Origin of the sequence: Streptomyces wedmorensis (genome assembly GCF_000716445.1) — a bacterium.
Lineage (GTDB): Bacteria > Actinomycetota > Actinomycetes > Streptomycetales > Streptomycetaceae > Streptomyces > Streptomyces wedmorensis.
In genome coordinates, this window is the sequence record NZ_JNWK01000042.1 from 30792 (window position 1) to 55013 (window position 24222).

Annotated in this window: 24 protein-coding genes; 9 read left to right on the forward strand and 15 right to left on the reverse strand. The window is 73.4% G+C overall.

The annotated features are described in order from the left end of the window. Positions 1 to 280 precede the first annotated feature (280 nt). The gene (locus OO54_RS28455) at positions 281 to 1402 is read left to right on the forward strand and encodes an alpha/beta fold hydrolase (RefSeq protein ID WP_033207951.1); all 1122 of its coding nucleotides are present in this window, start codon (positions 281 to 283) and stop codon (positions 1400 to 1402) included. Between the two features lie 51 nt (positions 1403 to 1453). Here the strand turns inward: OO54_RS28455 and OO54_RS28460 are convergent, their stop codons facing one another. The 3 genes from OO54_RS28460 to OO54_RS28470 all read right to left on the reverse strand — a co-directional run bounded on the left by OO54_RS28460 (position 1454) and on the right by OO54_RS28470 (position 4432). Continuing rightward, the gene (locus OO54_RS28460; RefSeq protein WP_033207952.1) at positions 1454 to 2737 is read right to left on the reverse strand and encodes a ribonuclease D; all 1284 of its coding nucleotides are present in this window, start codon (positions 2735 to 2737) and stop codon (positions 1454 to 1456) included. A gap of 81 nt (positions 2738 to 2818) precedes the next feature. Next, positions 2819 to 3484 (reverse strand): response regulator transcription factor, encoded by a 666-nt coding sequence (locus OO54_RS28465; protein ID WP_017242457.1) that lies wholly within the window; start codon positions 3482 to 3484, stop codon positions 2819 to 2821. Positions 3485 to 3745: 261 nt separating this feature from the next. Next, entirely contained in the window at positions 3746 to 4432 is a 687-nt protein-coding gene (locus OO54_RS28470; protein ID WP_033207954.1) for a DUF3000 domain-containing protein, read from the reverse strand. A 91-nt stretch (positions 4433 to 4523) separates the two neighbouring features. Here OO54_RS28470 and hemE point away from each other — a divergent pair, with 91 nt between their 5' ends. Then, entirely contained in the window at positions 4524 to 5600 is a 1077-nt protein-coding gene (gene hemE / locus OO54_RS28475) for a uroporphyrinogen decarboxylase (RefSeq protein WP_017238478.1), read from the forward strand. A gap of 98 nt (positions 5601 to 5698) precedes the next feature. On the opposite strand, the gene OO54_RS28480 is transcribed toward hemE, so the two are convergent. The 3 genes from OO54_RS28480 to OO54_RS28490 form a co-directional block, all read right to left on the reverse strand. After that, a complete protein-coding gene (locus OO54_RS28480; RefSeq protein ID WP_234439474.1) occupies positions 5699 to 6127 on the reverse strand; it encodes a hypothetical protein in 429 nt (142 codons plus the stop codon). A 65-nt stretch (positions 6128 to 6192) separates the two neighbouring features. After that, a complete protein-coding gene (locus OO54_RS28485) occupies positions 6193 to 7566 on the reverse strand; it encodes an FAD-dependent oxidoreductase (protein WP_033207959.1) in 1374 nt (457 codons plus the stop codon). A 10-nt stretch (positions 7567 to 7576) separates the two neighbouring features. Next, entirely contained in the window at positions 7577 to 8575 is a 999-nt protein-coding gene (locus tag OO54_RS28490; RefSeq protein ID WP_033207961.1) for a DUF4349 domain-containing protein, read from the reverse strand. A gap of 274 nt (positions 8576 to 8849) precedes the next feature. Between OO54_RS28490 and hemG the strand changes: the two genes are divergently transcribed. Both hemG and hemQ read left to right on the forward strand, forming a co-directional pair. Continuing rightward, positions 8850 to 10313 carry a protoporphyrinogen oxidase gene (gene hemG / locus OO54_RS28495; RefSeq protein ID WP_033207964.1) on the forward strand — a complete coding sequence of 488 codons (1464 nt, stop codon included), beginning with the start codon at positions 8850 to 8852 and terminating at the stop codon, positions 10311 to 10313. 17 nt (positions 10314 to 10330) lie between these two features. Next, the gene (gene hemQ / locus OO54_RS28500) at positions 10331 to 11044 is read left to right on the forward strand and encodes a hydrogen peroxide-dependent heme synthase (RefSeq protein WP_033207967.1); all 714 of its coding nucleotides are present in this window, start codon (positions 10331 to 10333) and stop codon (positions 11042 to 11044) included. Positions 11045 to 11236: 192 nt separating this feature from the next. Here hemQ and OO54_RS28505 read toward each other — a convergent pair whose 3' ends face one another. From OO54_RS28505 to OO54_RS28520, 4 genes are all read right to left on the reverse strand, one after another. After that, positions 11237 to 11995 carry a TIGR04222 domain-containing membrane protein gene (locus OO54_RS28505; RefSeq protein WP_033207970.1) on the reverse strand — a complete coding sequence of 253 codons (759 nt, stop codon included), beginning with the start codon at positions 11993 to 11995 and terminating at the stop codon, positions 11237 to 11239. Between the two features lie 69 nt (positions 11996 to 12064). Continuing rightward, a complete protein-coding gene (locus tag OO54_RS28510) occupies positions 12065 to 13096 on the reverse strand; it encodes a TIGR04222 domain-containing membrane protein (protein ID WP_033207972.1) in 1032 nt (343 codons plus the stop codon). 2 nt (positions 13097 to 13098) lie between these two features. After that, positions 13099 to 14517 (reverse strand): MbnB/TglH/ChrH family RiPP precursor modification enzyme, encoded by a 1419-nt coding sequence (locus OO54_RS28515; RefSeq protein ID WP_033207975.1) that lies wholly within the window; start codon positions 14515 to 14517, stop codon positions 13099 to 13101. Between the two features lie 82 nt (positions 14518 to 14599). Beyond that, the gene (locus OO54_RS28520) at positions 14600 to 15283 is read right to left on the reverse strand and encodes a peptidyl-tRNA hydrolase (RefSeq protein ID WP_017238119.1); all 684 of its coding nucleotides are present in this window, start codon (positions 15281 to 15283) and stop codon (positions 14600 to 14602) included. Positions 15284 to 15354: 71 nt separating this feature from the next. Here OO54_RS28520 and OO54_RS28525 point away from each other — a divergent pair, with 71 nt between their 5' ends. Genes OO54_RS28525 through OO54_RS46830 form a run of 3 tightly spaced genes read left to right on the forward strand, consistent with a single transcriptional unit; the run spans position 15355 to position 17599 of the window. Further along, on the forward strand, positions 15355 to 16032 hold the full coding sequence (locus tag OO54_RS28525) for an AIM24 family protein (RefSeq protein WP_017238118.1): 678 nt from the start codon (positions 15355 to 15357) through the stop codon (positions 16030 to 16032). Then, positions 16029 to 16952 carry an ATP-binding cassette domain-containing protein gene (locus OO54_RS46825; protein ID WP_033207977.1) on the forward strand — a complete coding sequence of 308 codons (924 nt, stop codon included), beginning with the start codon at positions 16029 to 16031 and terminating at the stop codon, positions 16950 to 16952. The genes OO54_RS28525 and OO54_RS46825 overlap by 4 nt, the downstream gene beginning before the upstream one ends. Beyond that, on the forward strand, positions 16949 to 17599 hold the full coding sequence (locus OO54_RS46830) for a hypothetical protein (protein ID WP_033207978.1): 651 nt from the start codon (positions 16949 to 16951) through the stop codon (positions 17597 to 17599). Before OO54_RS46825 ends, OO54_RS46830 begins: the two co-directional genes overlap by 4 nt. A gap of 40 nt (positions 17600 to 17639) precedes the next feature. Here the strand turns inward: OO54_RS46830 and OO54_RS28540 are convergent, their stop codons facing one another. The 5 genes from OO54_RS28540 to zapE form a co-directional block, all read right to left on the reverse strand. Next, complete coding sequence (locus tag OO54_RS28540; protein WP_033207981.1) at positions 17640 to 18500, reverse strand: polysaccharide deacetylase family protein; 861 nt, start codon at positions 18498 to 18500, stop codon at positions 17640 to 17642. A 113-nt stretch (positions 18501 to 18613) separates the two neighbouring features. Beyond that, positions 18614 to 19495: a PPK2 family polyphosphate kinase gene (locus OO54_RS28545; protein ID WP_033207984.1), complete on the reverse strand. Its 882-nt coding sequence runs from the start codon at positions 19493 to 19495 to the stop codon at positions 18614 to 18616. An 86-nt stretch (positions 19496 to 19581) separates the two neighbouring features. Beyond that, a complete protein-coding gene (locus tag OO54_RS28550; protein WP_033207987.1) occupies positions 19582 to 20943 on the reverse strand; it encodes an alkaline phosphatase PhoX in 1362 nt (453 codons plus the stop codon). Between the two features lie 288 nt (positions 20944 to 21231). Continuing rightward, a complete protein-coding gene (locus OO54_RS28555; protein ID WP_033207990.1) occupies positions 21232 to 21657 on the reverse strand; it encodes an OsmC family protein in 426 nt (141 codons plus the stop codon). Between the two features lie 34 nt (positions 21658 to 21691). Further along, positions 21692 to 22777: a cell division protein ZapE gene (zapE, locus tag OO54_RS28560; RefSeq protein ID WP_033207993.1), complete on the reverse strand. Its 1086-nt coding sequence runs from the start codon at positions 22775 to 22777 to the stop codon at positions 21692 to 21694. Positions 22778 to 22813: 36 nt separating this feature from the next. On the opposite strand from zapE, the gene OO54_RS28565 reads away from it, so the two are divergent. Then, positions 22814 to 23602, forward strand: a complete 789-nt coding sequence (locus tag OO54_RS28565; protein WP_033207996.1) for a pyrimidine reductase family protein — start codon at positions 22814 to 22816, stop codon at positions 23600 to 23602. Between the two features lie 106 nt (positions 23603 to 23708). After that, positions 23709 to 24179, forward strand: a complete 471-nt coding sequence (locus OO54_RS28570; protein WP_033207997.1) for a hypothetical protein — start codon at positions 23709 to 23711, stop codon at positions 24177 to 24179. The last annotated feature ends 43 nt before the right edge of the window (positions 24180 to 24222 follow it).

Below are 24222 nucleotides of genomic sequence, written 5' to 3' on the forward strand. Positions count from 1 at the left end.
GCACTGCTGCGGCACACGCCTAAGCGTGCGCTTGCTCCACCCATGCTACTTGTGGGTAACCAAGCTGCCCAGTCCCTGGGGCCCAAGCGGCGAAGGTCACATCCCGAGGAAACCACCGGTCGGCCGCGCGCCCCCGGCGTACGCCCGTCTGTTCGGACGTTCTCGCAACCCGATGGGCCCAGGGCGGCGGCCGTGTCGCGGCGCTGCCGCCCGCCGGCGGGCGGAGGCTGGCGAACGGCCGGGGCGCACGGCTCCCGGCCCGCCCACGGAAAGGACTCCCATGGCGATCGTCACCACCGACCACGAAGTCCCCCACACGTCCACCGTCCCGGCGAACGCGAACACGCCGGTCAAGCTCTTCGTACGGGAGCGGCGCGACACGTCCGACAACGGGCCGCGCACACCGGTCCTCATGCTCCACGGCCGGAGCGTCCCGGTGCTGGCCGGCTTCGACCTCCAGTACGAGTCGTACAGCTGGGCCGAGGCGCTGGCGAAAGCCGGCTACGACGTCTTCATGATGGATCTCCAGGGGTCGGGTCGCTCCCCGCGCCCCAAGATGGACGACCCCCACAACGTCAACCCGGCCCAGCAGCCCCTGCTGACGCCGAGGCCGCCGGGCTTCGTCCCGGGTCCGCCCAGCTACCCGTTCCAGCTGACCAACTCGAACAGCGACCGGGACGAACTGAACACCGTCGTGGAGTTCATCCGCGCCGAGTGCAACGTGGAGAAGGTCGCCTTCATCGGCTGGTCCGCCGCCGCGTTCACCATGGGCCCGTACGCGGTCAAGAACCCCGACAAGGTGGCGAGCCTGTTCCTGCTCGCACCGATCTTCCCGCCCCTGGGCACGTCGAACCCGCCGGCCACGCTGCCGGTCCCGGGCTTTCCGATGTTCATCGGCGGCAAGACCGGATTCGACACGGGCTGGGCCGCCGAGGCGCCCTGCGACGGTCAGCGCGCGCCCGGCATCGTCGACGTGGCCTGGGACGCGATCATGGCGAACGACCCGATCGGCAGCACGTGGGGACCCCCGACGGGGTTCAACCGGATCAGGAACTTCGTCCGGTGGGGCTGGAACGAGACCACCGCGGCGCAGGGCGGAGTGCTCGGCGGCAGCGTGCCGGTGCTGATGGCGTACGGCGAGTACGACAAGCAGGTGAACACGTCACCGCCCAACCCGAACCCGGAACTCAACTTCTCGGTCCCCGCGCTCTACGACGCTGTCGCGGGCCAGCACAAGCTGATGGTCAAGCTGGCCTGTGCGGGGCATTCGCTGGTGTGGGAGATGCAGCACAAGAACGTGCACAACCTCTCGAAGCACTGGCTCAAGCACCTCAAGGTCGACGGCAAGACCAACGGCGTCTTCGACATGGACACCGACGGCAACCTCAGCCCGGCCCCGTAGGCACGACGGAGCCCCTGGCGGTTCTCACCGTCCAGGGGCTCTCCGAGCGGGTCAGGCCTTCGCGGACAGGGCCTGCACCAGGAGCGGGGTCACCAGTTCGACCTGCCAGGGGCGGGCGCCGTGGCCCGTGAGGGCGGTGGCGACGCCGGAGGCGTCGGCGGGGGCGGGGGGCTCCCAGCAGACGCGGCGGACGGTGTCGGGGGTGATGAGGTTCTCCTGGGGGAGGTTCAGCTCCTCGGCGAGGGCCGAGACCGCCGTGCGGGCCGCGGCGAGGCGGGCCGCGGCGGCCGGGTCCTTGTCGGCCCAGGCGCGCGGCGGGGGCGGGCCCGCGATCTGCTGGCCGGGCTGGGGCAGCTCGCTCTCCGGCAGGGCCCTGGCGCGGTCCACCGCGGCCTGCCACTGCTCCAGCTGACGGCGGCCCATCCGGTTGCCGAAACCGGGCAGGGCGGTGAGCGCGGCGACGTTCACCGGCACCGCGAGCGCGGCCTCGACGATGGCGGCGTCGCTGAGGACCTTGCCGGGGGAGACGTCACGGCGCTGGGCGACCTTGTCGCGGGCCGTCCACAGCTCCCGTACGACCGCCATCTGGCGGCGCCGGCGCACCTTGTGCATGCCGGAGGTCCGCCGCCACGGGTCCTTGCGCGGCGGGGCGGGCGGGGCGGAGGCGATGGCGTCGAACTCCTGGAGGGCCCACTCCAGCTTGCCCTGCCGGTCGAGCTCCTTCTCCAGCGCGTCGCGCAGGTCGACGAGGAGTTCGACGTCGAGCGCGGCGTACCGCAGCCACGGCTCGGGCAGCGGGCGGGTGGACCAGTCCACGGCGGAGTGGCCCTTCTCCAGGGCGTAGCCGAGGACGGACTCGACCATCGCGCCGAGGCCGACCCGCGGGAAGCCCGCGAGTCGTCCGGCCAGCTCGGTGTCGAAGAGCGAGGTGGGGAGCATGCCTATGTCACGCAGGCACGGGAGGTCCTGGGTGGCGGCGTGCAGGATCCACTCGGCGCCGCCGAGCGCCTCGCCGAGCCCCGACAGGTCGGGACAGCCGACGGGGTCGATCAGCGCGGTGCCCGCGCCTTCGCGGCGGAGCTGGACGAGGTAGGCGCGCTGTCCGTAGCGGTAGCCGGAGGCGCGCTCGGCGTCCACCGCCACGGGGCCGGTTCCGGCGGCGAAGGCGGCGATCACCTCGGCGAGGGCGTCGTCCGTCTCGACGACGGGCGGAATCCCCTCGCGGGGCTCCAGCAACGGGATCGGAAGCCCATTCGCAGGGACATCGTCGTCCGGGGGGCCGCCCCCGGTGGTGCGCAGTGCTGTGTCTGCTGCGGTCTCTTGGGCGTCGGTCACCTGTCAAGGGTATCGGTGAACGGCAAGCGCCTGTCGACGGAACGTTCCGTCGACAGGCGCCGGCTTCTCGTCGACCACTCGTCAGTGGATGATCCCGGTCCGCAGGGCCACCGCGACCATGCCGGCGCGGTCGCCGGTGCCCAGCTTGCGGGCGATGCGGGCGAGGTGGCTCTTCACGGTGAGGGCGGAGAGGCCCATGGAGACGCCGATCGCCTTGTTCGACTGGCCCTCCGCGACGAGCCGGAGCACCTCGACCTCACGGCCGGAGAGCTCGCGGTAGCCGCCCGGGTGGCTCGGGGCACCCGGGGGGCGGCGGTGGCCGAGCCGTGCGGCGGCGGAACCGATGGGGGCGGCTCCGGGCCGGGTCGGGTGGCCGATGTTGGTCCGGGTGCCGGTGACGACATAGCCCTTCACACCGCCCGCCAGGGCGTTGCGCACGGCACCGATGTCGTCGGCGGCCGAGAGGGCGAGGCCGTTGGGCCAGCCCGCGGCGCGGGTCTCGGACAGCAGCGTCAGGCCGCTGCCGTCGGGCAGATGGACGTCGGCAACGCAGATGTCGCGTGGGTTGCCGACGCGGGGACGCGCCTCCGCGATGGACGAAGCCTCGATCACGTCACGTACTCCGAGGGCCCACAGGTGGCGGGTCACGGTGGAGCGGACGCGCGGGTCGGCCACGACGACCATGGCCGTCGGCTTGTTCGGGCGGTAGGCGACCAGGCTTGCGGGCTGCTCGAGGAGAACGGACACCAGGCCTCCTGGGGGGAAGGATGCGGGACGGAGCCGGCTCGGGGAAGAAGCCGGGGGGCGAACCCGTGCTGTGAAGGGGTCACTGACTCCTTCGGCAGGTGGGCCGCCCGCCTTTAGGGAAAGATCACGATTTGGTGAGTAACAATTAGGGCAATTCGGACGCGTGATCGATCATCCTACGAGCGGGCCCCGCCCCGTCACCCCCACGAGGGAGCACCGGGGCGCCCTTCCGGAAAGGCCGCCGGCCCCGCAGGAGCCCCCTCAGGCCTGCTGCGGACCCCGCCGCTGGGGCAGCGAGACGACCCCCGCGCCCGCCACCGTCCCGGCGCCGGGATCCGCCGGCGGCAGCCCTGCGATCTGACAGAGCAGATCACACCAGGCCGCCAGGTGCGCCGCCGTGTCCGGCACCCCGGCCGGCCCCTCGCGCGGCGTCCAGGACGCCCTGATCTCGATCTGGGTCGCCGGCCTGCGGTCCGCCAGCCCGCCGAAGTAGTGCGAGCCCGCCATGGTCACGGTCCCGCTCGCCTCCTCGTACGAAAGCCCCCGCGCCTCCAGGGCCCCGGTCAGCCAGGACCAGCACACCTCCGGCAGCAGCGGGTCCGCCGCCATCTCCGGCTCCAGCTCCGCCCGGACCAGCGTCACCAGCCGGAACGTGCCCTTCCAGGCCTCGTGGCCGTCCGGGTCGTGCAGCAGCACGAGCCGCCCGTCCGCGAGGTCCTCCTCGCCGTCGACGACGGCCGCCTCCACCGCGTACGCGTAAGGGGCCAGGCGCTGCGGGGGCCTGGTCGGGTCGATCTCGATCTCGGACCGCAGCCGCGCCGAGCGCAACGCCTCCACCGCCCGCCGGAACGCGGGTGGCACCGGGTTCGCCTCCGTACTGTCCGCCGTTTCGTCCGTCCCTCGATCGCCGTCGGAATGATCGGAAAAATGTCCCTGAGCCGCAGCCATGCGGGGAAGAGTAGGCGGAACGGGGCCTCCGCGCAGGGAGGGACACCCGGCCCGGACGAGCGGCTTCCCGCCACATGCGAAGATTCTGGGCGTGAGTGCCATGGACAGCCCGCAGGGCCAGCAGACGAAGCAGCAGTCGCGGACGTACGACTCCGCGTTCCTCAAGGCATGCCGGCGCGAGCCCGTGCCGCACACGCCCGTCTGGTTCATGCGACAGGCCGGGCGCTCCCTCCCCGAGTACCTGAAGGTCCGCGAGGGCATCCCCATGCTCGAGTCGTGCATGCGGCCCGAGCTGGTCACCGAGATCACCCTCCAGCCGGTCCGCCGCCACAAGGTCGACGCCGCGATCTACTTCAGCGACATCGTCGTCCCCCTCAAGGCCATCGGGCTCGACCTCGACATCAAGCCCGGCGTCGGCCCCGTCGTCGCCGACCCGATCCGCACCCGCGCCGACCTCGACCGGCTGCGCGACCTCACGCCCGAGGACGTCCACTACGTCACCGAGGCCATCGGGATGCTCACCGCCGAGCTGGGCGACACCCCGCTCATCGGCTTCGCCGGCGCGCCTTTCACCCTCGCGAGCTACCTCGTCGAGGGCGGCCCTTCCCGCAGCCACGAGCGCACCAAGGCCATGATGTACGGCGACCCGCAGCTCTGGGCCGACCTCCTCGACCGCCTCGCCGAGATCACCTCGGCCTTCCTCAAGGTCCAGATCGAGGCCGGCGCCTCCGCCGTCCAGCTCTTCGACTCCTGGGTCGGTGCCCTCGCCCCCGCCGACTACCGCCGCTCGGTGATGCCGGCCTCCGTGAAGGTCTTCGACGCGGTCGCCGGATACGGCGTCCCGCGCATCCACTTCGGCGTCGGCACGGGCGAGCTGCTCGGCCTCATGGGCGAGGCCGGCGCGGACGTCGTCGGCGTCGACTGGCGCGTCCCGCTCGACGAGGCCGCCCGCCGCGTCGGCCCCGGCAAGGCGCTCCAGGGCAACCTCGACCCGGCCGTCCTCTTCGCCTCGCGCGAGGTGGTCGAGGCCAAGACGGACGAGGTCCTCGCCGCCGCGAAGGATCTGGAGGGCCACGTCTTCAACCTCGGCCACGGTGTCATGCCGTCCATGGACCCCGACGCCCTCAGCCGCCTCGTCGAGTACGTGCACACCCGGACGGCCGTCTGACCGGTCCGGCGCACACACGACGGCGACGGCCGCCGGGGGATCCCCCGGCGGCCGTCGCCGTTCCCCGCCCGGCTCGCCGGGCGGGGCGGGCCTGAGGACTAGCAGTTGACGGGCGGGTTGCCGGAGGCCACCCGGCAGAAGTCGACACCGAGGCCGCCGTCGACGATGTTCCCGTTCGCGCCGACGCGGATGAAGTCGTTGCCGTCGTCCCCGCGGACCGCTCCCGTCGCGCCGACCGGGCCGTCGACCTGGATGTGGTCGGCGCCGGTGGAACCCCTCACGGTGCCGCCGACGGAGCCGGTGACGATGATGTAGTCGGCGCCGCCCTGGCCGTTCACCGTGTCGCCGTCCGGGACCGAACCGCAGGTGATGTGGTCCGGGCCCGGCGTGCCGACGACGTTCTGGGCGCTGACGGTGACGCCGTTGACCCGGCACGAGGTCACCGCGTGCGCGGGTGTCGCGGTCAGGGCGACCGGGGCTATGACGAGAGTCGCGGCGCAGAGCGCGCGCATCGTGTGTCTGATCATGCGATCAGTGACCCATGGTGACCTCCGGGTCGCAAATCGTCACGGTCGGTCACCCGCCGCTCGGGTCATTCCGCCGCCCGAACGGCCGCCACCGCTTTGCGGGCCGCGACCAGGACCGGGTCCCACACCGGCGAGAACGGCGGCGCGTACCCCAGGTCCAGCGCCGTCATCGACTCCACCGTCATCCCCGCCGTCAGCGCCACCGCCGCGATGTCCACCCGCTTCGCCGCGCCCTCCCGGCCCACGATCTGCACCCCGAGCAGCCGCCCCGTACGCCGCTCGGCCAGCATCTTCACCGTCATCGGCGCCGCCCCCGGGTAGTAGCCCGCGCGACTGGTCGACTCGATCGTCACCGCCACGTACCGCAGCCCCACCTCGCGGGCGTCCTTCTCGCGCAGGCCGGTCCGGGCGATCTCCAGGTCGCAGACCTTCGACACCGCCGTCCCCACCACACCGGGGAAGGTCGCGTAGCCGCCGCCCACGTTCGCCCCGATGACCTGGCCGTGCTTGTTAGCGTGCGTGCCCAGCGGGACGTACCGCTCCCGGCCCGAGACCAGGTCGAGGACCTCCACGCAGTCACCGCCCGCCCAGATGTTCCCGTGACCGCGCACCCGCATCGCCAGGTCGGTGAGCAGCCCGCCGGACGTCCCCAGCGGCAGCCCCGCCGCCCGCGCCAGCGAGGTCTCCGGCCGCACGCCCATGCCCAGGACCACCACGTCCGCCGGGTACTCGGCCGCGTCCGTCGCCACCGCCCGCACCCGGCCGTCGTCACCGGTCAGGATCTTCGTCACCTCGGCCGAGGCGACCGTCCTGATCCCGAGCCCGTCCATCGCCCGGTGGACCAGCCGCCCCATGTCGGGGTCGAGGGTCGCCATCGGCTGCTCGCCCCGGGTCAGCACCGTCACCTCGTAGCCCCGGGCGAGCAGCGCCTCGGCCATCTCGACCCCGATGTAACCGGCGCCGACCACCACCGCGCGCCGCCCCGGCGTCCGCTCCAGCGCGTCGAGCAGCGCCTGGCCGTCGTCCAGGGTCTGCACCCCGTGCACGCCGGGCGCGTCGATCCCCGGCAGCGGCGGCCGCAGCGGGCGGGCCCCGGTGGCGATCACCAGCTTGTCGAAGCCCGTCCAGGACTCCGTACCCGCCTCCAGGTCCCGGTGCCGGACCCGCTGCCCCGGCACGTCGAGCGCCGTCACCTCGGTCCGCATCCGCAGATCGATGTCCCGGGCCCGGTGCTCCTCGGGTGAGCGGGCGATCAGCTCCGCCGGCGCGCCGACGTCACCGCCGACCCAGTACGGGATCCCACAGGCCGAGTACGAGGAGAAGTGACCGCGTTCGAACGCGACGATCTCCAACTCCCCGGCGGACCTGAGCCTGCGCGCCTGCGACGCGGCGGACATGCCCGCCGCGTCGCCACCGATGACCACCAGTCGTTCGCTCATGGAACAGAAACTACTTCTCGGGTGCCTCCGCCGGCCCGGCCGCCCGGGTCACCCCGGCCGCGTTCCGCTCCCCGGCCGCCGCGTCCCCGTCCACCCGGGGCACCGGCACCGGCGCGGGACGCCGTGCGGCGCGGGCGGCGAGCCGGGGGCGCAGCAGCCGGCGCCAGACGACGAACACGACCAGCGCCACCGCCAGCCAGGGCGCGAGCGCGGCCAGCACGATGCCGATCCAGGCCACCGCGCCGACCAGGGCGTTCCATCCGCCGCTCAGGGCGTCACCGAACCCCGGGCGGCCCTCCTCGGGCTCTGCCGACGGCTTCGCCCTCTCCATCAGCTCGAGGGTGATCGTCGCCAGCGTCGTCCGGTCCTTCAGGGAGGCCTGCTGGGCGAGCAGCGACTCCAGGTCCGCCTGGCGGCGGCTCAGCTCGCCCTCCAGGGTCACGACGTCGGCCAGCCGCTCCGCCCGCTGCATCAGGGCCCGCACCCGCGCCACGCTCGCCCGCTGGGTGGCGATCCGGCTCTCGACGTCCACCACCTGGTCGGTGACGTCCTTGGCGTCGGCCTTGCGGGCGATGAGCTTGCCGGTGCCCGCCAGCTCGGCGAGGACGGAGTCGTACCGCTCCTGCGGCACCCGCAGCACGACCTGCGAGCTGACGTACGCGTCGTCGACCCGCTCCGTCGTCTCGTTCTCGACCCGCCCGCCCGCGCCCGCGGTCACCCGCCGGGCCGTGGCCAGCGCCTTCGTCACGTCCGCCACCTCGACGGACAGCGAGGCGGTACGGATGACGTGCTGCGGCGCGGGCACCTGCGCCCCGGGCTTCCCGGCGCCCGAGGAACCGTCGGCGGCCTCCTTGTCCGCACCGGCCGCCGACTCGTCGACGGCGCCCCGGTCCGCGTCCGCCGCCGCGCCGTCGGCGCGCGCACCCGCCTTCGGGTCCCCCCGCTCGGCCGAGTCCGAGCTCGCCCCGGCGCCACAGCCGGTCAGCACGAGCGAGGCCGCGAACAGCACCGCCGCGACCGTCCTCGTCCGGCCCGCCGTCCCCGCCCGTCCCGCCGTCCGCGTTCTCGCCGTCGTCCGTACGCTCCGCATGAGTCCCCCCCAAGGGTGATGGGTGAATGTCGGCGGTTGGACGTACGGGCGGGCGGTACGGGTTGCCGTCCGGCGGTAGCGATGCGGTCACGGTCCGGCCTCGGAACGGGCGCGGCGGACCGTACCCGGGCCCCGGACCGCCGACAGGCGGACGGCGGCGAGGGGGAGACGGGCGATTTGAGAGAGTGGTCCCATGAACGCGGACACCACGGGACCCCATGTCGTCGTCGCCGGAGGCGGTATCGCCGGACTCGCGGCCGCCCACCGGCTGGCCCTCGCCGGCCACCGGGTGACCCTCCTCGAAGCGGGCGACCGGGTCGGCGGCAAGCTCCTCGCCGGAGAGATCGCGGGCGCGCCCGTGGACCTCGGCGCCGAGTCGCTGCTCGCCCGCCGCCCCGAGGCGGTCGCCCTCGCCCGCGCCGTCGGCCTCGGCGACCGGCTCCAGGCCCCCGGCACCACCACCGCGTCCGTCTGGTCCCGCGGCGACCTGATCCCCATGCCCAAGGGCCACGTGATGGGCGTCCCCGGCGACGCCCGCGCGGTCGAGGGACTCGTCTCCCCGGCGGGCCTGGGCCGGATCGACCGCGACCTTGAGCTGCCCCCGACCGAGATCGGCGAGGACATCGCCATCGGCGCGTACGTCGCCGAGCGCATGGGCCACGAGGTCGTCGACCGGCTCGTCGAACCCCTCCTCGGCGGCGTGTACGCCGGTGACGCCCACCGCATCTCCATGAAGGCCGCCGTGCCCGCCCTCTTCGAGGCGGCCCGCGTCCACCCCACCCTCACCGCCGCCGTCCGCGCCGTCCAGCAGGCCGGTGCGGCCGTCCCCGCCGACGCGGCGGGCGCCGCCACCGGCCTCGGCGGGGCCGCCTTCCTCGGACTCGACGGCGGCATCGGAACCCTCCCCGGCGCGGTCGCCGCCGCGATCCGCGCCGCCGGCGGCGAGATCCTCACCGGCACCCCCGTGACCGCGCTGCTCCGCTCCGGCGCCACCGGCTGGCAGGTCGTGACCCGCGACCGGACGTTCGACGCCGACGCCGTCGTCCTCGCCACCCCCGCCGGCACCGCCGCCGGCCTCCTCGGCGGCCACGCCCCGGGCGCCGCCGCCGAGCTCGACGGGATCGACTACGCCTCCATGGCCCTGGTCACCCTCGCCTTCCGCCGCTCCGACGTGCCCGCCCTGCCGGGCTCCGGCTTCCTCGTACCGCCCGTCGACGGCCACACCATCAAGGCCTCCACCTTCTCCAGCCAGAAGTGGAACTGGGTCACCGACTCCGCCCCCGACCTGTTCGTGCTGCGCACCTCCGTCGGCCGCCACGGCGAGGAGGAGCAGGTCCGGCGCGAGGACACCGACCTCGTCGCCGCCTCCCTCAAGGACCTCGCCGCCGCCACCGGGCTCGCCGCCCGCCCCGTCGCCACCACGGTCACCCGCTGGACCGGCGGCCTGCCCCAGTACCCGGTGGGCCACCTGGCCCGCGTCGCACGCGTCCGCGAGGCGCTCGCCGCCCTTCCCGGACTGCGCGTCGCGGGAGCCGCGTACGACGGCGTCGGCATCCCCGCCTGCGTCGCCTCGGCCCACCGCGCGGCGGACGAGATCGCGGACGAGATCGACGCCACGTCGAAAAGGACCGACCCCGGTGCGGGGCACTCCTCGTGACGGGCGAGAATAGGCGTATGAGTGCGCCCGAAAAGATCCCGAACGCCGGTAAGAAGGCGAAGGACCTCAACGAGGTCATCCGCTACACCCTGTGGTCTGTCTTCAAGCTGCGCGACGTTCTGCCCGAGGACCGTGCCGGCTACGCCGACGAGGTTCAGGAGCTGTTCGACCAGCTCGCCGCCAAGGACATCACGATCCGCGGCACGTACGACCTGTCCGGTCTGCGCGCCGACGCCGACGTCATGATCTGGTGGCACGCCGAGACGAGCGACGAGCTCCAGGAGGCGTACAGCCTCTTCCGCCGCACCAAGCTGGGCCGCGCTCTGGAGCCGGTCTGGTCGAACATGGCGCTGCACCGCCCCGCCGAGTTCAACAAGTCGCACATCCCGGCCTTCCTGGCCGACGAGACCCCGCGCGACTACGTCTCGGTGTACCCCTTCGTGCGCTCCTACGACTGGTACCTGCTGCCCGACGAGGACCGTCGCCGCATGCTCGCCGACCACGGCAAGATGGCCCGCGGCTACCCCGACGTCCGCGCCAACACGGTCGCCTCCTTCTCGCTCGGCGACTACGAGTGGATCCTCGCCTTCGAAGCCGACGAACTGCACCGCATCGTCGACCTCATGCGCCACCTGCGCGCCTCCGAGGCCCGGATGCACGTCCGCGAAGAGGTCCCCTTCTACACCGGTCGCCGCAAGAGCGTCGCCGACCTGGTGGCGGGCCTGGCCTGACGGCCGTACGAACCTGGTGGCGGCCCGGCTCCCGGCCGGGCGCGCCATCCCTCGACCCGGAAGATCAGACGGCAGGCGGACCACATGTGCCTGCCGCTCCAGCGACACCGGGTCCGGCTCCGGGTGCGGCGCGCGTGACGCGCGCCGCACCGGCGTCATTTCCGGGGCCTTTTCAGGCGGCCCCGGACCTCCTCACGGCCGGTGCCGGGTGTCCTGCCCCCGGAAGGCCGCGCGGAGCTCCGGTTCCAGGACGGCTGGACCGCGCGTCGCGAGCGCGGTGAGCGGATCGGCGGCGGAGAGGCCGGAGAGCAGCCGCTGCCCGGCCGGTGAGGCCCAGCGCGTGTACGGGTACCGCTCGACCAGGCCGATCAGCAGACAGAGCCCCGACGCCAGCAGCGGCAGCGTGAACGCGGCGATCACCAGGGCCCGTTCGGCGGCCGGGACGAGCAGCGCCGCGGCCGTCCCGAGCACCAGGCCGAGCAGGAAGCCCGCCTTCACGGCCCGCAGCCCCTCCGCGACCTCCCGTCGCCCCGCCGCCGGCACCGCGAGCCCCAGGCCGACGAGCCGCTCCTCGATGCACCGCACCGAAGCGTCGGCGGCGACCACCGGACGTACGGAAGGGATGGGGCACTGCCCCTCGGGCCCGATGGCGCCGAGCACCGCGCGTTCCAGCTCGTCCCGGCCCGCGCCGCCCGCGTCCACCACGGTCGCCCAGCCGGTGTGGGCGAGCAGCAGCCGCCGTCCCCGGTGCATCGACACCAGCGTCAGGTCGGTGACCCGGAGCGGACCGCCCGCGAGGTACGCCGCCTCGTGGAGGGTCAGTTCCGGATCGGCTCCGCCCCTCGGGTCACCGGCGTCGGGCAGGGCCGCCGCGAGCGTCGCGCGGCAGACCCGCGCGCAGCCGACCCCCGCCACGACGCAGGCCACCAGGAGCAGGGGAACCCAGATCATGTCCGAGTTCTACGGGACGACGGGCGGGCCCGCCACTCGAATGGCCGCGCCCGCCGTGCCGACGACCGGTCAGCCGCTGGAGCTGGAGCTGGAGCACGAACTCCCGCTGGAACTCGAACACGAGCTGCCGCTGGAGCTCGAACACGAACTGCCCGAGCCGCCGCAGCCGGAGCCGCCTCCCGAACAGGACCCGGAGGAGCAGGACCCGGACGAGCAGGACCCCGAGGAGCCCGATCCGCCGCCGCTCCCGCCGCCGCAGAAGCTGTTCTCTCCGCACCAGTCGGCGGCCACGCCCAGGGCCGCCGCGTCCGCCGAGGAGAACGAGGACGACGGACGCGTGCCGCGCCCTCGCTGCCGCGGCCGCCCGTAGACCCGTGCGGCGGCGAGGAGCTGCTCGCGCAGTACGGGGTCCGGCAGGGCACGCAGCCCGTGCAGGGCCACGAGGTGGCCGGCGTCCGCGAGAGAGGCGTGGGCGCGACCGTACGCGGCGACCGCGCGCCGGCCGGCCGAGGTGAGCTGCCGGGCGGAGAGCGACCCGCAGACGGCTGCGGTGATGATGGCGGCGAAGATCACGGGTGCCACCCGGAAGACGAACGGGAGCGAGAAGTCCGGGTCGGTGGCGGTGTCGATCATCGAGACGACCATCGAGACCGGGAAGAGGCAGAAGCCGGCGAGACCGAGGACGCGGCACCAGCGGGCCGCGGCCCGCCGCTTCGCCGGTTCGACGACGAGCCCACGCGTGGCGAGGCCGTCGCCGATCTCCTGCACCGCCGGGTGCCGCATCACGGCCGACCGCAGGTGGTGCAGGGCCCCGTGCGGGGCGGCGGCGTGTTCCTGGAGCACCGCGCGCTCCACCGGGTCGTATGCGGTGGGCCGCACGACCGCCACGATGCCGGGTCCGCCGATCGCGATCCTGCCGTCCGCCTGGAGGGCGGCCAGCGCGGCGTCGACGACCCTGGCGGGGCCGCCGTTGAGGAAGGCGGCCTCGTACCGGTCGTGGACGGGCCCGCCGGACCCGACGCGCATCCGGACGACCCGGGTGATGGCCACGGCGATGCCGGTGACGCCCGCGAGGTAGACGAGGGTGACGAGGAAGTCCATGGTCATCTCCGTACGAGTGCGTGACGGGCGGCCCGTACGAGCCGGGCGGTACGGCCGGGCGGACGGTTGCCGGAACGGTCCTGCCACCACTCCGTGAGCAGTCGGCGCGCCGCCGGGTCCTCCGGACGCCCGGCCACGAGCAGGTGCTCGGCGAAGTCCAGCGCGTCCCGGCGGTACCCGCCGGTCATCGGCCGCGACCTGGCGTACGACAGGAACTCCGGCCTGAACCCCTTGCCCAGGATCTCCGGCAGTTCCGGCGCCACCTTCGCGACGACTCCCGCGCGCTTCGCCGCCAACGCGCGGCTCTGCACACCGATCCTCCGGCTGTCGAAGCCCTCGGGCACCGGCGTTCCCGCGGCCAGCGCGGAGAGCAGGGAGGCCTGCGCGAGGCCGAGGCGCTGGCGCGCGTCCTCCGGTGCCGTCTCCGGGGCCGTGGGTGCCGCCACGACGGCGGCACCCGGCATCGGGCCGCCCGAGACGCGGGCGCCGGCGCCGATCAGGAGCGGCTGCCCGGCTGCGGGCATACGCTCCGCGAGGGCGGAACGGGTGGGCACAGCACCCACGCGCGGCGCCCTTGCGTTCGAACCCGCACCCCTGCGAGCGCCGGTCACCGTCCCCCGGATCACGCTCAACTCCTCGGCCAGCTCCTCCGCGGGCGGGAAGTCGTCGTCCCGCTCCAGCAGCACCCCCGGCGGCGCCACCCGCGAGGCGAGGTCCGCCAGGACGTCAAGGACCGCTCCCGGCACGGGATGCGCGTGGGTGTCGTGCCAGACCCCGTCCCGTTCGACGCCGCCCGCCACGTGGACGTAGGCGATGGCCTCGACCGGAAGCTCGGAAAGGGCCTTCGCCGGGTCCTCGCCGCGGTTGACGTGGTTCGTGTGCAGGTTGGCGACGTCGACGAGCAGCCGGACCCCCGTGCGTTCGACCAGCTCCGCCAGGAACCGGCCCTCCGTCATCTCCTCGCCCGGCCAGGAGATGAGGGCCGCGACGTTCTCCAGGGCGAGCGGCACCGGCAGCGCGTCCTGCGCGATGCGGACGTTCTCGCAGAGCACGTCGAGCGCGTCGCGGGTCCGCGGCACCGGCAGCAGGTGGCCCGCTTCGAGCTGCGGCGTCGCGGTGAGCGGCCCCCCGGCCCGTACGAAGGCGATGTGCTCCGAGACGAGCGGCGCGCCGAGGGCCACCGCCTTCTCCGCGAGTGCGGCGAGCCGTGCCGGGTCCGGCCGGTCCGCGCCGCCGAGCCCCAGCGAGACGCCGTGCGGGACGACCGTCACGCCCCGAGCCCGCAGCCGGGTCAGCGAGTCGGGCAGGTGGCCGGCGCAGATGTTCTCCGCGACCACCTCGACCCAGTCGACGCCGGGCAGCGCCTCCACCGCCTCCGCGATCTCGGGACGCCAGCCGATGCCTGTGCCGAGTTCCGTCATGTCCCCCTCCTTCGGTCCTCAGTCACCCCGGTGATGACCCGGGCGGTGACGTTCGAACCCCAAGGGGGGCACGTTCAGAGCTTCATTTGAGGTTCGGGAACGCGGACACCACCGTGCACGAGCCCGGCGCGATCTCCGTGAAGCCCGCGTCCCGGACCACCGGCAGCCCGCTCACCGTCAGCTCGGCCCAGTCCGCGGCCGTCGCGGTCCGGACCGCGAGCGGGAAACCGGCCTCCTGCCACGCCGTGCGCTCGGCCGCCGACATCGCCCACCAGAGGAGCTGCGCACCGTGCCCGGCCTGCGCCATCGTCTTGCCGGCCGACATGTCGAGCTCCGGGTTGAGCCAGAGCACCGCCGCCCCGTCCGGCACCGGGCCGGGCGCGGCAGGGTCGTCGAGGTCGGTGCCCGAGACCTGGAGCTTGGCCAGCTCCTTGGGCCAGCCGTCGAGCGGGACCGGCGGGAAGACCCGTACCTCCGCCTCCGCGCCGTCGACCGTGATCCCCGGGAGCGCGCCCGCCTTCCGCCACTCGGCGCCGCGCGCCCGGCGCACCACCTTGCGGATGCGGGCGTCCTGCCAGTCGGTGACGGCCTGCGCCCACTCGCCCTCGCCGAGGGAACGGTCGTCGGTCAGGATCTCCAGGACGGCCCGCGCGGCGGTCTCCAGAGCGTCGGTACGGGACGGCGGCGCGTCCTTCTCGATGCGGACGACCAGGGGGAGGACGAACTGGGGCTTCTCGTCGCGGAGATCGGTCTCGTTGCTGCTCACCCGGCAAGTCTGCCACTGCCGTGACGAGTGATTCTTGTGGGAATCATCGCTTCCGGGCCAGGATGCCCCTCATGAAGAGCGATCTTTTCGCCGGCGAACACCTCGCCGAGACGGCCGGCTTTCCGGGGATGACCCTCCAGAACGCCAAGTCGGTCAAGTACACCGTCAACGGCGAGATGCACGCCCGCCAGGGCTCGATGATCGCCTACCGCGGCGACCTCCAGTTCGAGCGCAAGGGCCAGGGCATCGGCGGCCTCCTCAAGCGGGCCGTCACCGGCGAGGGCCTCGCGCTGATGGCCGTACGCGGTCAGGGCGAGGCCTGGTTCGCCCACGAGGCGCAGAACTGCTTCATCGTCGAGATCGAACAGGGCGAGGCCTTCACCGTCAACGGCCGCAACGTGCTCTGCTTCGACGCGACCCTCCACTACGACATCAAGACCGTGAAGGGCGCCGGCATGACCGGCGGCGGCCTCTTCAACTCCGTCTTCTCCGGCTACGGCAAGATCGCCCTGATCTGCGAGGGCAGCCCGATCGTCATTCCCGTCACCCCGCAGGCACCCGTCTACGTCGACACCGACGCGGTCGTCGGCTGGAGCGAGCAGCTCCACACCTCCCTCCACCGCTCCCAGTCCCTCGGCTCGATGCTCCGCGGCGGCTCGGGCGAGGCGGTCCAGCTCAAGCTGGAGGGCCAGGGCTTCGTCGTCGTCCGGCCGAGCGAGCTGACCCCGCAGAAGAACTCGTCGAGTTGAGGCTGGAGCGCGTCGGGCGGCGCCACGGCCTTCGCGGGCCGTGGGTGCTGCGAGAGGTTTCGCTCGACCTGCCCGCCGCCGGGCTCGTCCGGGTCACCGGCGCCAACGGAACCGGCAAGTCCACCCTGCTCCGGCTCCTCGCCGGGATCGACGCGCCCACCGAAGGCCGCGTCACCGGCCGTCCGGCCCGCACCGCCTACGTCCCCGAGCGCTTCCCGGCGGCCCTGCCGTTCACGGCCGCCGACTACCTCGTCCACCTGGGCCGCATCCAGGGCCTCGGCCGCGCGGCCGCCCGCACCCGCGCGGGGGACTGGCTGGAGCGCTTCGGCGCCGCGGGCCACGCCCGTACACCCCTCGCCGAACTGTCCAAGGGCACCAGCCAGAAGGTCGCCGTCGCCCAGGCACTCCTCGCCGACCCCGCCCTCCTCGTCCTCGACGAGGCCTGGACCGGGCTCGACACCGGCGCCCGCGCCGAGCTGGACACCGCCGTCCGCGAACGCCTCACGGCGGGCGCGGCCGTCGTCTACGTCGACCACGACCCGCGGCGGCTCGCGGGGGAGGCGGACGCGCTCTACGGGGTCGAAGCCGGCCGGGTACGCCCGGTCCGCGAGACGCCCGCGGCCCCCGCCCGCCCCCTCGTCCGGATCACCGCCTCCGGCAGCCGCCCGCTCCCGGCCCGACTGCCGGGCGACCCGGTCGCCGAGCCCGTGCCCGGCCACGACGGCCGCGCCGCTCGACGACCGCCAGGCGAACCGGGTACCGGCCTCGCGCCCGGCGACGACGGGCGCGTCGCGCACACCGCCGCACCGGGCGCCCTCGTCCTGACCGTGGACGCGGCGCACTCCGACGCCCTCCTCGGCGTGTTGCTCGCGGAGGCCTGGCACATCGACCACCTCGAAAGCGAAGGCGTACGGGTATGACGGCGCTCCTGCGCTACCAGTCGGGCCTGCTGCTGCGCTCACAGCGCTGGCTGGCGCCGCTCCTCCTGTACGTGGCCATCGTCGGCGTCGGCGTACGCGCGGGCGAACCCGTGCTCGGAGCCCTCGGTCTCACGGCCGCCGCGCTGCTGCCCGTCGCGGCCTGGTCCGTACGGATCTGCGTCACCCAGGAGCCGCCCGCGGCCCGGAACGTCGTGGCGGCCGCGGCGGGGCGTGGCCGTACCCATCTCGCGGCGCTGCTCACCGGGACCGCCTGGCCGGCGCTCGTCGGCACCGTCGCGGTCCTCGTCGTGACGGCGCTGAGCGACCGGCGCGGCGTCACCGCGCTCGCCGCCGTGTCCACCGGCGTCCTCGCCGCGCTCACCTGCGCCCTGACGGGCGCGGCCGTCGGCGCGCTCTCCTCGCGCCCCTTCCTGCCCGCCCCCGGCTGGTCCCTCACCGTCCTCGTCCTCGGCTGCCTCCTGGCCCTCGTCACCACGGGCTCCCCCGCGAAGCACGCCATGACCACCCTGGTCACCGGCGCCCGGACCGCCACCGCCCACCCACCGGCCCTCGCCTGCGCCGGCGCGCTCCTCCTCGTGGCGGCCGCGGCGGCCCTGTCCAGCCGTGCCACGGCCCGCCTGGAGTGATCCCGGAGTGCTTCCCGAGTGATTCCGGCCGCCGATCGGCTCATCGGCCCATGAGCTCGGAGACCTTCACGAAGCGGTAGCCGCGGGCGCGGAGTTCCGGGACGATGCGGCGGATCGCCTGCTCGGTGACGGGGGCGGCGCTGCGGGTGCAGTGCATGACGACGAGGGAGCCGGGCTCGACCTCGTCGAGCACCTGGTCGGCGACGGCGTCCGCGTCCTCGGCGAAGGCGTCGCCGCTGACCACGTCCCACTGCACGGCCGTCACCCCGGTGGGGGCGAGCGCACGCAGCGCCGCGTCGTCGTAACAGCCGCCGGGGAAGCGGAAGTACGGGACGACGTTCACGGCGCCGGCGTCGCGGAAGGCGTCGAAGGCGCGCTGCACGTCGGTCGCCATGTCGGGGCCGGCGACGGTCGGCAGGCCGTAGCACGGCGAGGCGAAGGCGTAGTGACTGTAGGAGTGGTTCGCGATCTCGAACCGGGGGTCGCCGCCGATCGACTTCGCCTGGTCGGGGTACTCCTCCGCCCAGCGGCCCGTCATGAAGACGGTGGCGTCCACCTTCAGCCGGCGCAGGGTCGCGATCAGCTGCGGGTTGTCGAAGTGCTCGCCCCGCGCGGCCCGCGGCCCCTGATCCGCGGTCATGTCCGCGTCGAAGGTGAGGGCGACGACCTTCTCGGCCCCCTTCGCACGGCGCGTGTACACGGGGGTGACCCCGCCGGGCCCCTGCGCCAGGGTCGGAGGCGCGGTGGGGACGCGTGCGGGCTTGGGCCCGGCGGCGGCCGCACTCGCCTTGGGGGACGGCTTGTGGGAGACGGCCGGCGGTGCCGCCCCGGGGGCGGGGCGCTCGGCGGCGCCCCCGCCGCAGCCGACGAGGGCGGCGCCCAGAAGTCCGAGCGCCGCCATCTTTCGTACAGGAATGTTCACGATCGGAAGTTAACCGATCAAACTCGCTAACGCTCGCGACTCGACACCAGCAGCACCCGAGTCCACGCACTGAGCTGACGCACCATCGCCGCTCACGTCCGCAGTAGTCGTGCCCGGCACTCCGCCACGTCGAAGTCTCCGGGCGGGTATGTGGGGTCGAGTGCCTCCAGGTGTTCGAGGAGCAGTTTGCTGATCGCCCAGTTGCGGTACCACTTGCGGTCGGCCGGGACGACGTACCAGGGGGCTTCGTCGGTGGTGCAGCGTTCGAGGGCGAGGGAGTAGGCCTCCTGGTAGGAGGGCCAGAGGGCGCGTTCGTCGATGTCGCCGGGGTCGAACTTCCAGTGCTTCTCGGGGTTGTCGATGCGTTCGAGGAGGCGGGTGCGCTGTTCCTCGTAGGAGAGGTGGAGGAAGACCTTGACGACGGTGACGCCGTCCTCGGCGAGGGACTTCTCGAAGCCGTTGATCTGGGCGTAGCGGCGGTCCAGCCGGGGGCGGGGGACGAGGTCGCGGACGCGGGCGATGAGGACGTCCTCGTAGTGGGAGCGGTCGAAGATGCCGATCTCGCCGGGCTGGGGGAGGGCTTTCGTGACGCGCCAGAGGAAGGGATGGTTCCGTTCCTCGGCGGTGGGTGCCTTGAAGGCGTGGATGCGGCAGCCGGAGGGGTTGAAGAGACCGATGACGTGTTTGACGGTGCCGCCCTTGCCGCTCGTGTCCATGCCCTGGAGGACGAGGAGGAGGCGCCGTCGGTCGCCGGCGGTGCTCGCCGCGTAGAGGCGTTCATGGAGGGAGGCGAGGCGGGGGGCGAGGGCCGCGGTGGCGGCGACGCCGGCGGCCTTGTCGGCGGGGCCGGCCGGCGTCGCCCGGGCGTCGTACGCGGAAAGGTCGACCCGCTCGCCCTCCGGGACGCGCAGGACGTCACGCAGCGCGGGTGCCGAAGCCTGTCGCCGCTTCCCCCCGCCGTCCTTCTTCGCCATCCGCCGTTCCTTCCGCCGCGACCGCTCGTACTCCCCCGATCCTGCGACGGAAAGCGGACGCCCGCACGTCCGCTCCCGGGGTCGGGTCAGTGCCAGGGGCCGGTCACGGCGAAGGTGGTGCCGGGGGTGTAGCAGTTGACGTACATCGTGGAGCGGTCCGGGGAGAAGGTGACGCCGGCGAACTCGCCCCATTCCGGGGCGTCGGGGGTGCCGATGTTGTGGGCGCCGCGGGCGACGGGGTAGACCTCGCCCCTTCTGCTGACTCCGAAGACGTGCTGCGCTCCGTCGCCGTCCTCGCAGACCATGAGGCCGCCGGTGGGGGCGAGGCAGATGTTGTCGGGGGACTCGCCGGGGAGCCGGACGTCGGTGTCGGGGCCGAAGACGACGACGAGGGTGAGGCGGCGGCGGTCGGGCTCGTACTTCCAGACCTGGCCGAAGTGGGTGGCGGCGGAGCCGTTCTCCCGGCGGGCGAAGGAGGAGACGAAGTAGACGGCGCGGCCGCCCCAGTAGCAGCCCTCCAACTTCTGGGCGTGGGTGATGCCCTTCGGGCCGAAGTCCTGGAGGCGGATGGGCGTCTCGGTGGCGAGGGGGTCCGGTACGGGGACCCATTCGACGCCGTCGAAGCGGGCGCCGGTCTCCTGGACGGCGGAGAGGTCGGGGACGCCGGGGACGCGCATGGCCTCCAGGGCGCCGCCTGCGCGCAGCGAGCCGGTGCCGCCGAGCGGCTTGTGGGGGAGGAAGCGGTAGAAGAGGCCGAAGGGGCGGTCGAAGGCGTCCTCCGTCTCGTACACGATGCCGTTCCCCGGGTCGACGGCGATCGCCTCGTGCTGGAAGCGGCCCATGGCGGTGAGGGGGACGGCTCCGGTGCGGTGGGGGTCGGCGCCGTCGACCTCGAAGATGAAGCCGTGGTCCTTGGTGTAGCCGTTGGTCCCGGCCCGGTCCTCGGTCTCCTCGCAGGTCAGCCAGGTGTTCCAAGGGGTGTGCCCGCCGGCGCAGTTGACCGCGGTTCCGGCGATGGCGACGCGTTCGCCGAGGACGTTGTTCCGGCCGTCGAGCTCCAGGGCCGTACAGCCGCCCTTGGCGGCGGGGTCGTACGTGAGGCCGGGTACGGTCGGGACGCCGATCTTCCCGGTGACCCGGTTCTCGTGGTTGCGGACGAGGTGCACGCGGCCCCGGCGGCCGGGGAAGGCGCCCATGCCGTCGTGGTTGCTGGGGACCGGGCCTTCGCCGGAGCGGAGCGGGTCGCCCTGCCGGGAGAGGACCTTGTAGCGGAAGCCGGCCGGCAGGTCGAGGAGGCCGGCGGGGTCGGGGACGAGGGGGCCGTAGCCGCCCCGCCGTCCGGCGGCGGCCGCGCTGCCGGCGAAGAGTTCGGAGAGGGCGCCGGTGAAGGCGATGCCGGCGACGGACGCGCCGGTGCGGGAAAGGATCTGACGTCGTGTTGCGGACATGAGGCAACAACCCACTTCCTGTTGGCGGACAGACAGGTGGTGTGTGACGTGTGACCCGCATGTGTGTATCACGCACTGTCGTGACGCGTGAACCATGCGGGCCACAACTGCCTCGTGTGGCGTGCGCTCTGACCAGGGGTCAGGCGGGCCGGAGAGCGGCCGATCCCCGTGGCCGGCCGGGTCGGGCCGGGCGGGGCGTCGGTGTCAGGCCGTGGCCGGCCGGGTCGGGCCGGGCGGGGCGTCGGTGTCAGGCCGTGGCCGGCCGAGTCGGGCGGGTGGGGCCCGTGGTCAGGCGAGCTTGGCGTCGAGGGTGATCGTCGTGCCGGTGAGCGCCTGGCTGACCGGGCAGTTCTCCTTGGCGTCCGCGGCGAGCCGCTGGAATTCGTCCTCGGAGAGGCCGAGGACCTGGCCGACCACGGTCAGGTGAATGCCCGTGATGCCCTGGCCCGGCTGGAAGGTGACGTCCGCCTTGGTCTCCAGGCGTTCCGGCGCGTGGCCGGCCTTGGCGAGGCCGTTGGAGAAGGCCATGGAGAAGCAGGAGGAGTGGGCGGCGGCGATGAGCTCCTCGGGGCTCGTCCTGCCGTTCGGCTCCTCGGTGCGGGCGGGCCAGGAGACGTCGTACGAGCCGAGACCGGAGGAGTCGAGGGTGACGACGCCGGAACCCTTGAGGAGGTCGCCCTGCCAGACGGTGTGGGCGTGACGCACGGTGGCCATGGTGGATCCCTTTCGATCGGGTACGGCCACCAAGCTACTGCGCGACGAGCCCCTTCGCGTCGCGGGCGAGCGCGGTGAGCCGGGAGATCGCCCGGAAGTACTTCTTGCGGTAGCCGCCGTTCAGCATCTCGTCGCTGAAGAGCCTGTCGAAGGGGAGTCCGGAGGCGAGCACGGGTATCTCGCGGTCGTACAGCCGGTCGGCGAGGACGACGAGGCGCAGCGCGGTCGACTGGTCGGGGACCGGCTGGACGTCGGTGAGGCAGACGGCGGTGAGGTCGTCGGTGAGCGCGCCGTACCTGCTCGGGTGAACCCTGGCCAGGTGTTCGAGCAGGTGCGGGAAGTCGTCGAGGGAGGCGCCGGGCGTCGCGTACGCGGTCTCCGTGACGACCTGGTCGGCGTACGGTGCCGGGGCTTCGGGCAGGCCGCGGTGGCGGTAGTCCTCGCCGTCGATCCGCAGCGGCATGAAGTGGGCGGAGAGGCCCTGGATCTCGCGGAGGAAGTCGGCGGCGGCGAAGCGGCCCTCGCCGAGCTTGCCGGGGAGCGTGTTGGAGGTGGCGGCGAGCGCCACGCCCGCCTCGACGAGCTTGGCGAGGAGGCTGGAGACGAGGACGGTGTCGCCCGGGTCGTCGAGCTCGAACTCGTCGATGCAGAGGAGGCGGTGCCCGCTGAGGGTCTTCACCGTCTGCTGGAAGCCGAGGGCGCCGACGAGGTTGGTCAGCTCGACGAAGGTGCCGAAAGCTTTCAGCGAGGGCTCGGCGGGGGTCGCGTGCCAGAGGGAGGCGAGCAGGTGGGTCTTGCCGACGCCGTAGCCGCCGTCCAGGTAGACCCCGCGCGGGCCGGTCGGCGCGGCCGGCTTCTTGGCGAACCAGCGGCGCTTGCCCGCGCCGGAGGCGTGCGCGCCGCCCAGTCCCTCGGCGAAGGTGCTCAGCGTCTTGACGGCGTCCGTCTGGCTGGGCTGGTTCGGGTCCGGGAGGTACGTGTCGAAGCGGACGGAGTCGAACCGCGGCGGCGGCACCATCTCCGCGACGAGACGGTCGGCGGGGACGTGGGGCTCTCGGGAGCAGAGCGAGAGCGGGGCCGCCTGGGAGGAAGCGGCTTCGGTGAGGGCGCGGGTCGACACAGTTCCCCACTGTAATCGTCATGTCAGACTGCGAGGATGCGACGACTGCTCCCTGTGACGGACATGACAGCCCCCGAGACCGCCGCCGGTCCCGCCGCCGAGGGCGGTCGCGAGTGGTCGTTCGACGAGCTCGCCGACGCCTACGCGTACCCGGAGGGTGACGGTGTGTGGCTGCGGGCCAACATGGTCTCCTCGCTCGACGGCGCGGGCCAGCACGACGGGCGCTCCCAGCCGCTCTCCTCGGACACCGACATGCGGATCTTCGGCACCCTGCGGGGCCTCGCCGACGTGATCGTCGTGGGGGCGGAAACGGTACGCCTGGAGGGCTACCGTCCGGCCAGGGCGCGGGAGGTCTTCGCCGCCCGCCGGGCTGCCGCGGGGCAGGGCGAGGCCCCCGTGATCGCCGTCGTCAGCGCCTCCCTCGACCTCGACTTCTCGCTGCCGCTCTTCACCTCGCCGCTGGTGCCGACGCTGATCCTGACCGGGGCCGCGGCCCCCGCCGACCGGGTCGCCGCGGCCCGGGAGGCGGGCGCCGAGGTGCTGGTCGCGGGCGACGGGGCGGGGGTCGAGCCGGCCCGTGCGGTGGCGGTGCTCGCGGCGCGCGGCCTGCGGCGGCAGCTGACCGAGGGCGGGCCCCGGCTGCTCGGGCAGTTCGTGGCGGCGGGGGTCCTCGACGAGCTGTGCCTGACGGTCTCGCCGACCATGACGGCGGGTGGCGCCCAGCGGATCGCCGGCGGCCCCTCGGTGGCCGTCCCGACACGCTTCCAGGTGGCTTCCGTGCTGGAGCAGGACGGCTTCCTCTTCACCCGCTACCGTCGGATCTGACAATCGTCGGAATTTGTCGTTCCGCTTTCTGTCCGCTGGGCACACTTACTGTCGCAGACCCCGTGCGGGCACGGGGAAGGATGGTTTCCGCAGAAGGGCTCCTGAGGTGTTCACAAGCGTTCTGATGATCGAGAAGCCCCTGACGTCCGTCGACGTGGAATTCGTCACCACCCTGCACGGCGACGAGGGCGTGTCCTTCATCGTCCTCATGCAGCCGCGTGGTGACCAGGCCGATGTACTGCTGCGTGCCATCGACGACGTGGCCATGGGCGAACTGAAGGAAGCGACCCGAGAGGGCGAGGAACCGGAGGGCAAGGCGGCAAGGGGCCCCGCCGAGCAGGCGTTGGAGGTGTCGCTCCAGGCCCTGAGGAACGCGGGCTGTGAAGCGGTCGGCCAGGTCGTCGAGGACCACCCGCTCACCAAGATGAAGGCAGTGGTCGAGGAGGCGGCGGCGGACGAGGTGATCGTGCTCACCGCCCCGCACTACGTGGAGGAGTTCTTCCACCGGGACTGGGCCTCCCGGGCCCGCCACAAGGTCGGCGTACCGGTCCTCAAGCTCTTCGCCCACAGCGACTGACCGACCCCCGGCCGCCGGGCGGGCGCGCGGCGAGCCATTAGGG

Coding starts and splice junctions, on each gene's coding strand:
- OO54_RS28455 (WP_033207951.1), top strand. CDS start 281: ATGGCGATCGTCACCACCGACCACGAAGTCCCCCACACGTCCACCGTC.
- OO54_RS28470 (WP_033207954.1), bottom strand. CDS start 4,432: ATGGCTGCGGCTCAGGGACATTTTTCCGATCATTCCGACGGCGATCGA.
- OO54_RS28480 (WP_234439474.1), bottom strand. CDS start 6,127: ATGATCAGACACACGATGCGCGCGCTCTGCGCCGCGACTCTCGTCATA.
- OO54_RS28485 (WP_033207959.1), bottom strand. CDS start 7,566: ATGAGCGAACGACTGGTGGTCATCGGTGGCGACGCGGCGGGCATGTCC.
- hemG (WP_033207964.1), top strand. CDS start 8,850: ATGAACGCGGACACCACGGGACCCCATGTCGTCGTCGCCGGAGGCGGT.
- hemQ (WP_033207967.1), top strand. CDS start 10,331: ATGAGTGCGCCCGAAAAGATCCCGAACGCCGGTAAGAAGGCGAAGGAC.
- OO54_RS28505 (WP_033207970.1), bottom strand. CDS start 11,995: ATGATCTGGGTTCCCCTGCTCCTGGTGGCCTGCGTCGTGGCGGGGGTC.
- OO54_RS28510 (WP_033207972.1), bottom strand. CDS start 13,096: ATGGACTTCCTCGTCACCCTCGTCTACCTCGCGGGCGTCACCGGCATC.
- OO54_RS28515 (WP_033207975.1), bottom strand. CDS start 14,517: ATGACGGAACTCGGCACAGGCATCGGCTGGCGTCCCGAGATCGCGGAG.
- OO54_RS28525 (WP_017238118.1), top strand. CDS start 15,355: ATGAAGAGCGATCTTTTCGCCGGCGAACACCTCGCCGAGACGGCCGGC.
- OO54_RS46830 (WP_033207978.1), top strand. CDS start 16,949: ATGACGGCGCTCCTGCGCTACCAGTCGGGCCTGCTGCTGCGCTCACAG.
- OO54_RS28540 (WP_033207981.1), bottom strand. CDS start 18,500: ATGGCGGCGCTCGGACTTCTGGGCGCCGCCCTCGTCGGCTGCGGCGGG.
- OO54_RS28545 (WP_033207984.1), bottom strand. CDS start 19,495: ATGGCGAAGAAGGACGGCGGGGGGAAGCGGCGACAGGCTTCGGCACCC.
- OO54_RS28550 (WP_033207987.1), bottom strand. CDS start 20,943: ATGTCCGCAACACGACGTCAGATCCTTTCCCGCACCGGCGCGTCCGTC.
- OO54_RS28555 (WP_033207990.1), bottom strand. CDS start 21,657: ATGGCCACCGTGCGTCACGCCCACACCGTCTGGCAGGGCGACCTCCTC.
- OO54_RS28565 (WP_033207996.1), top strand. CDS start 22,814: ATGCGACGACTGCTCCCTGTGACGGACATGACAGCCCCCGAGACCGCC.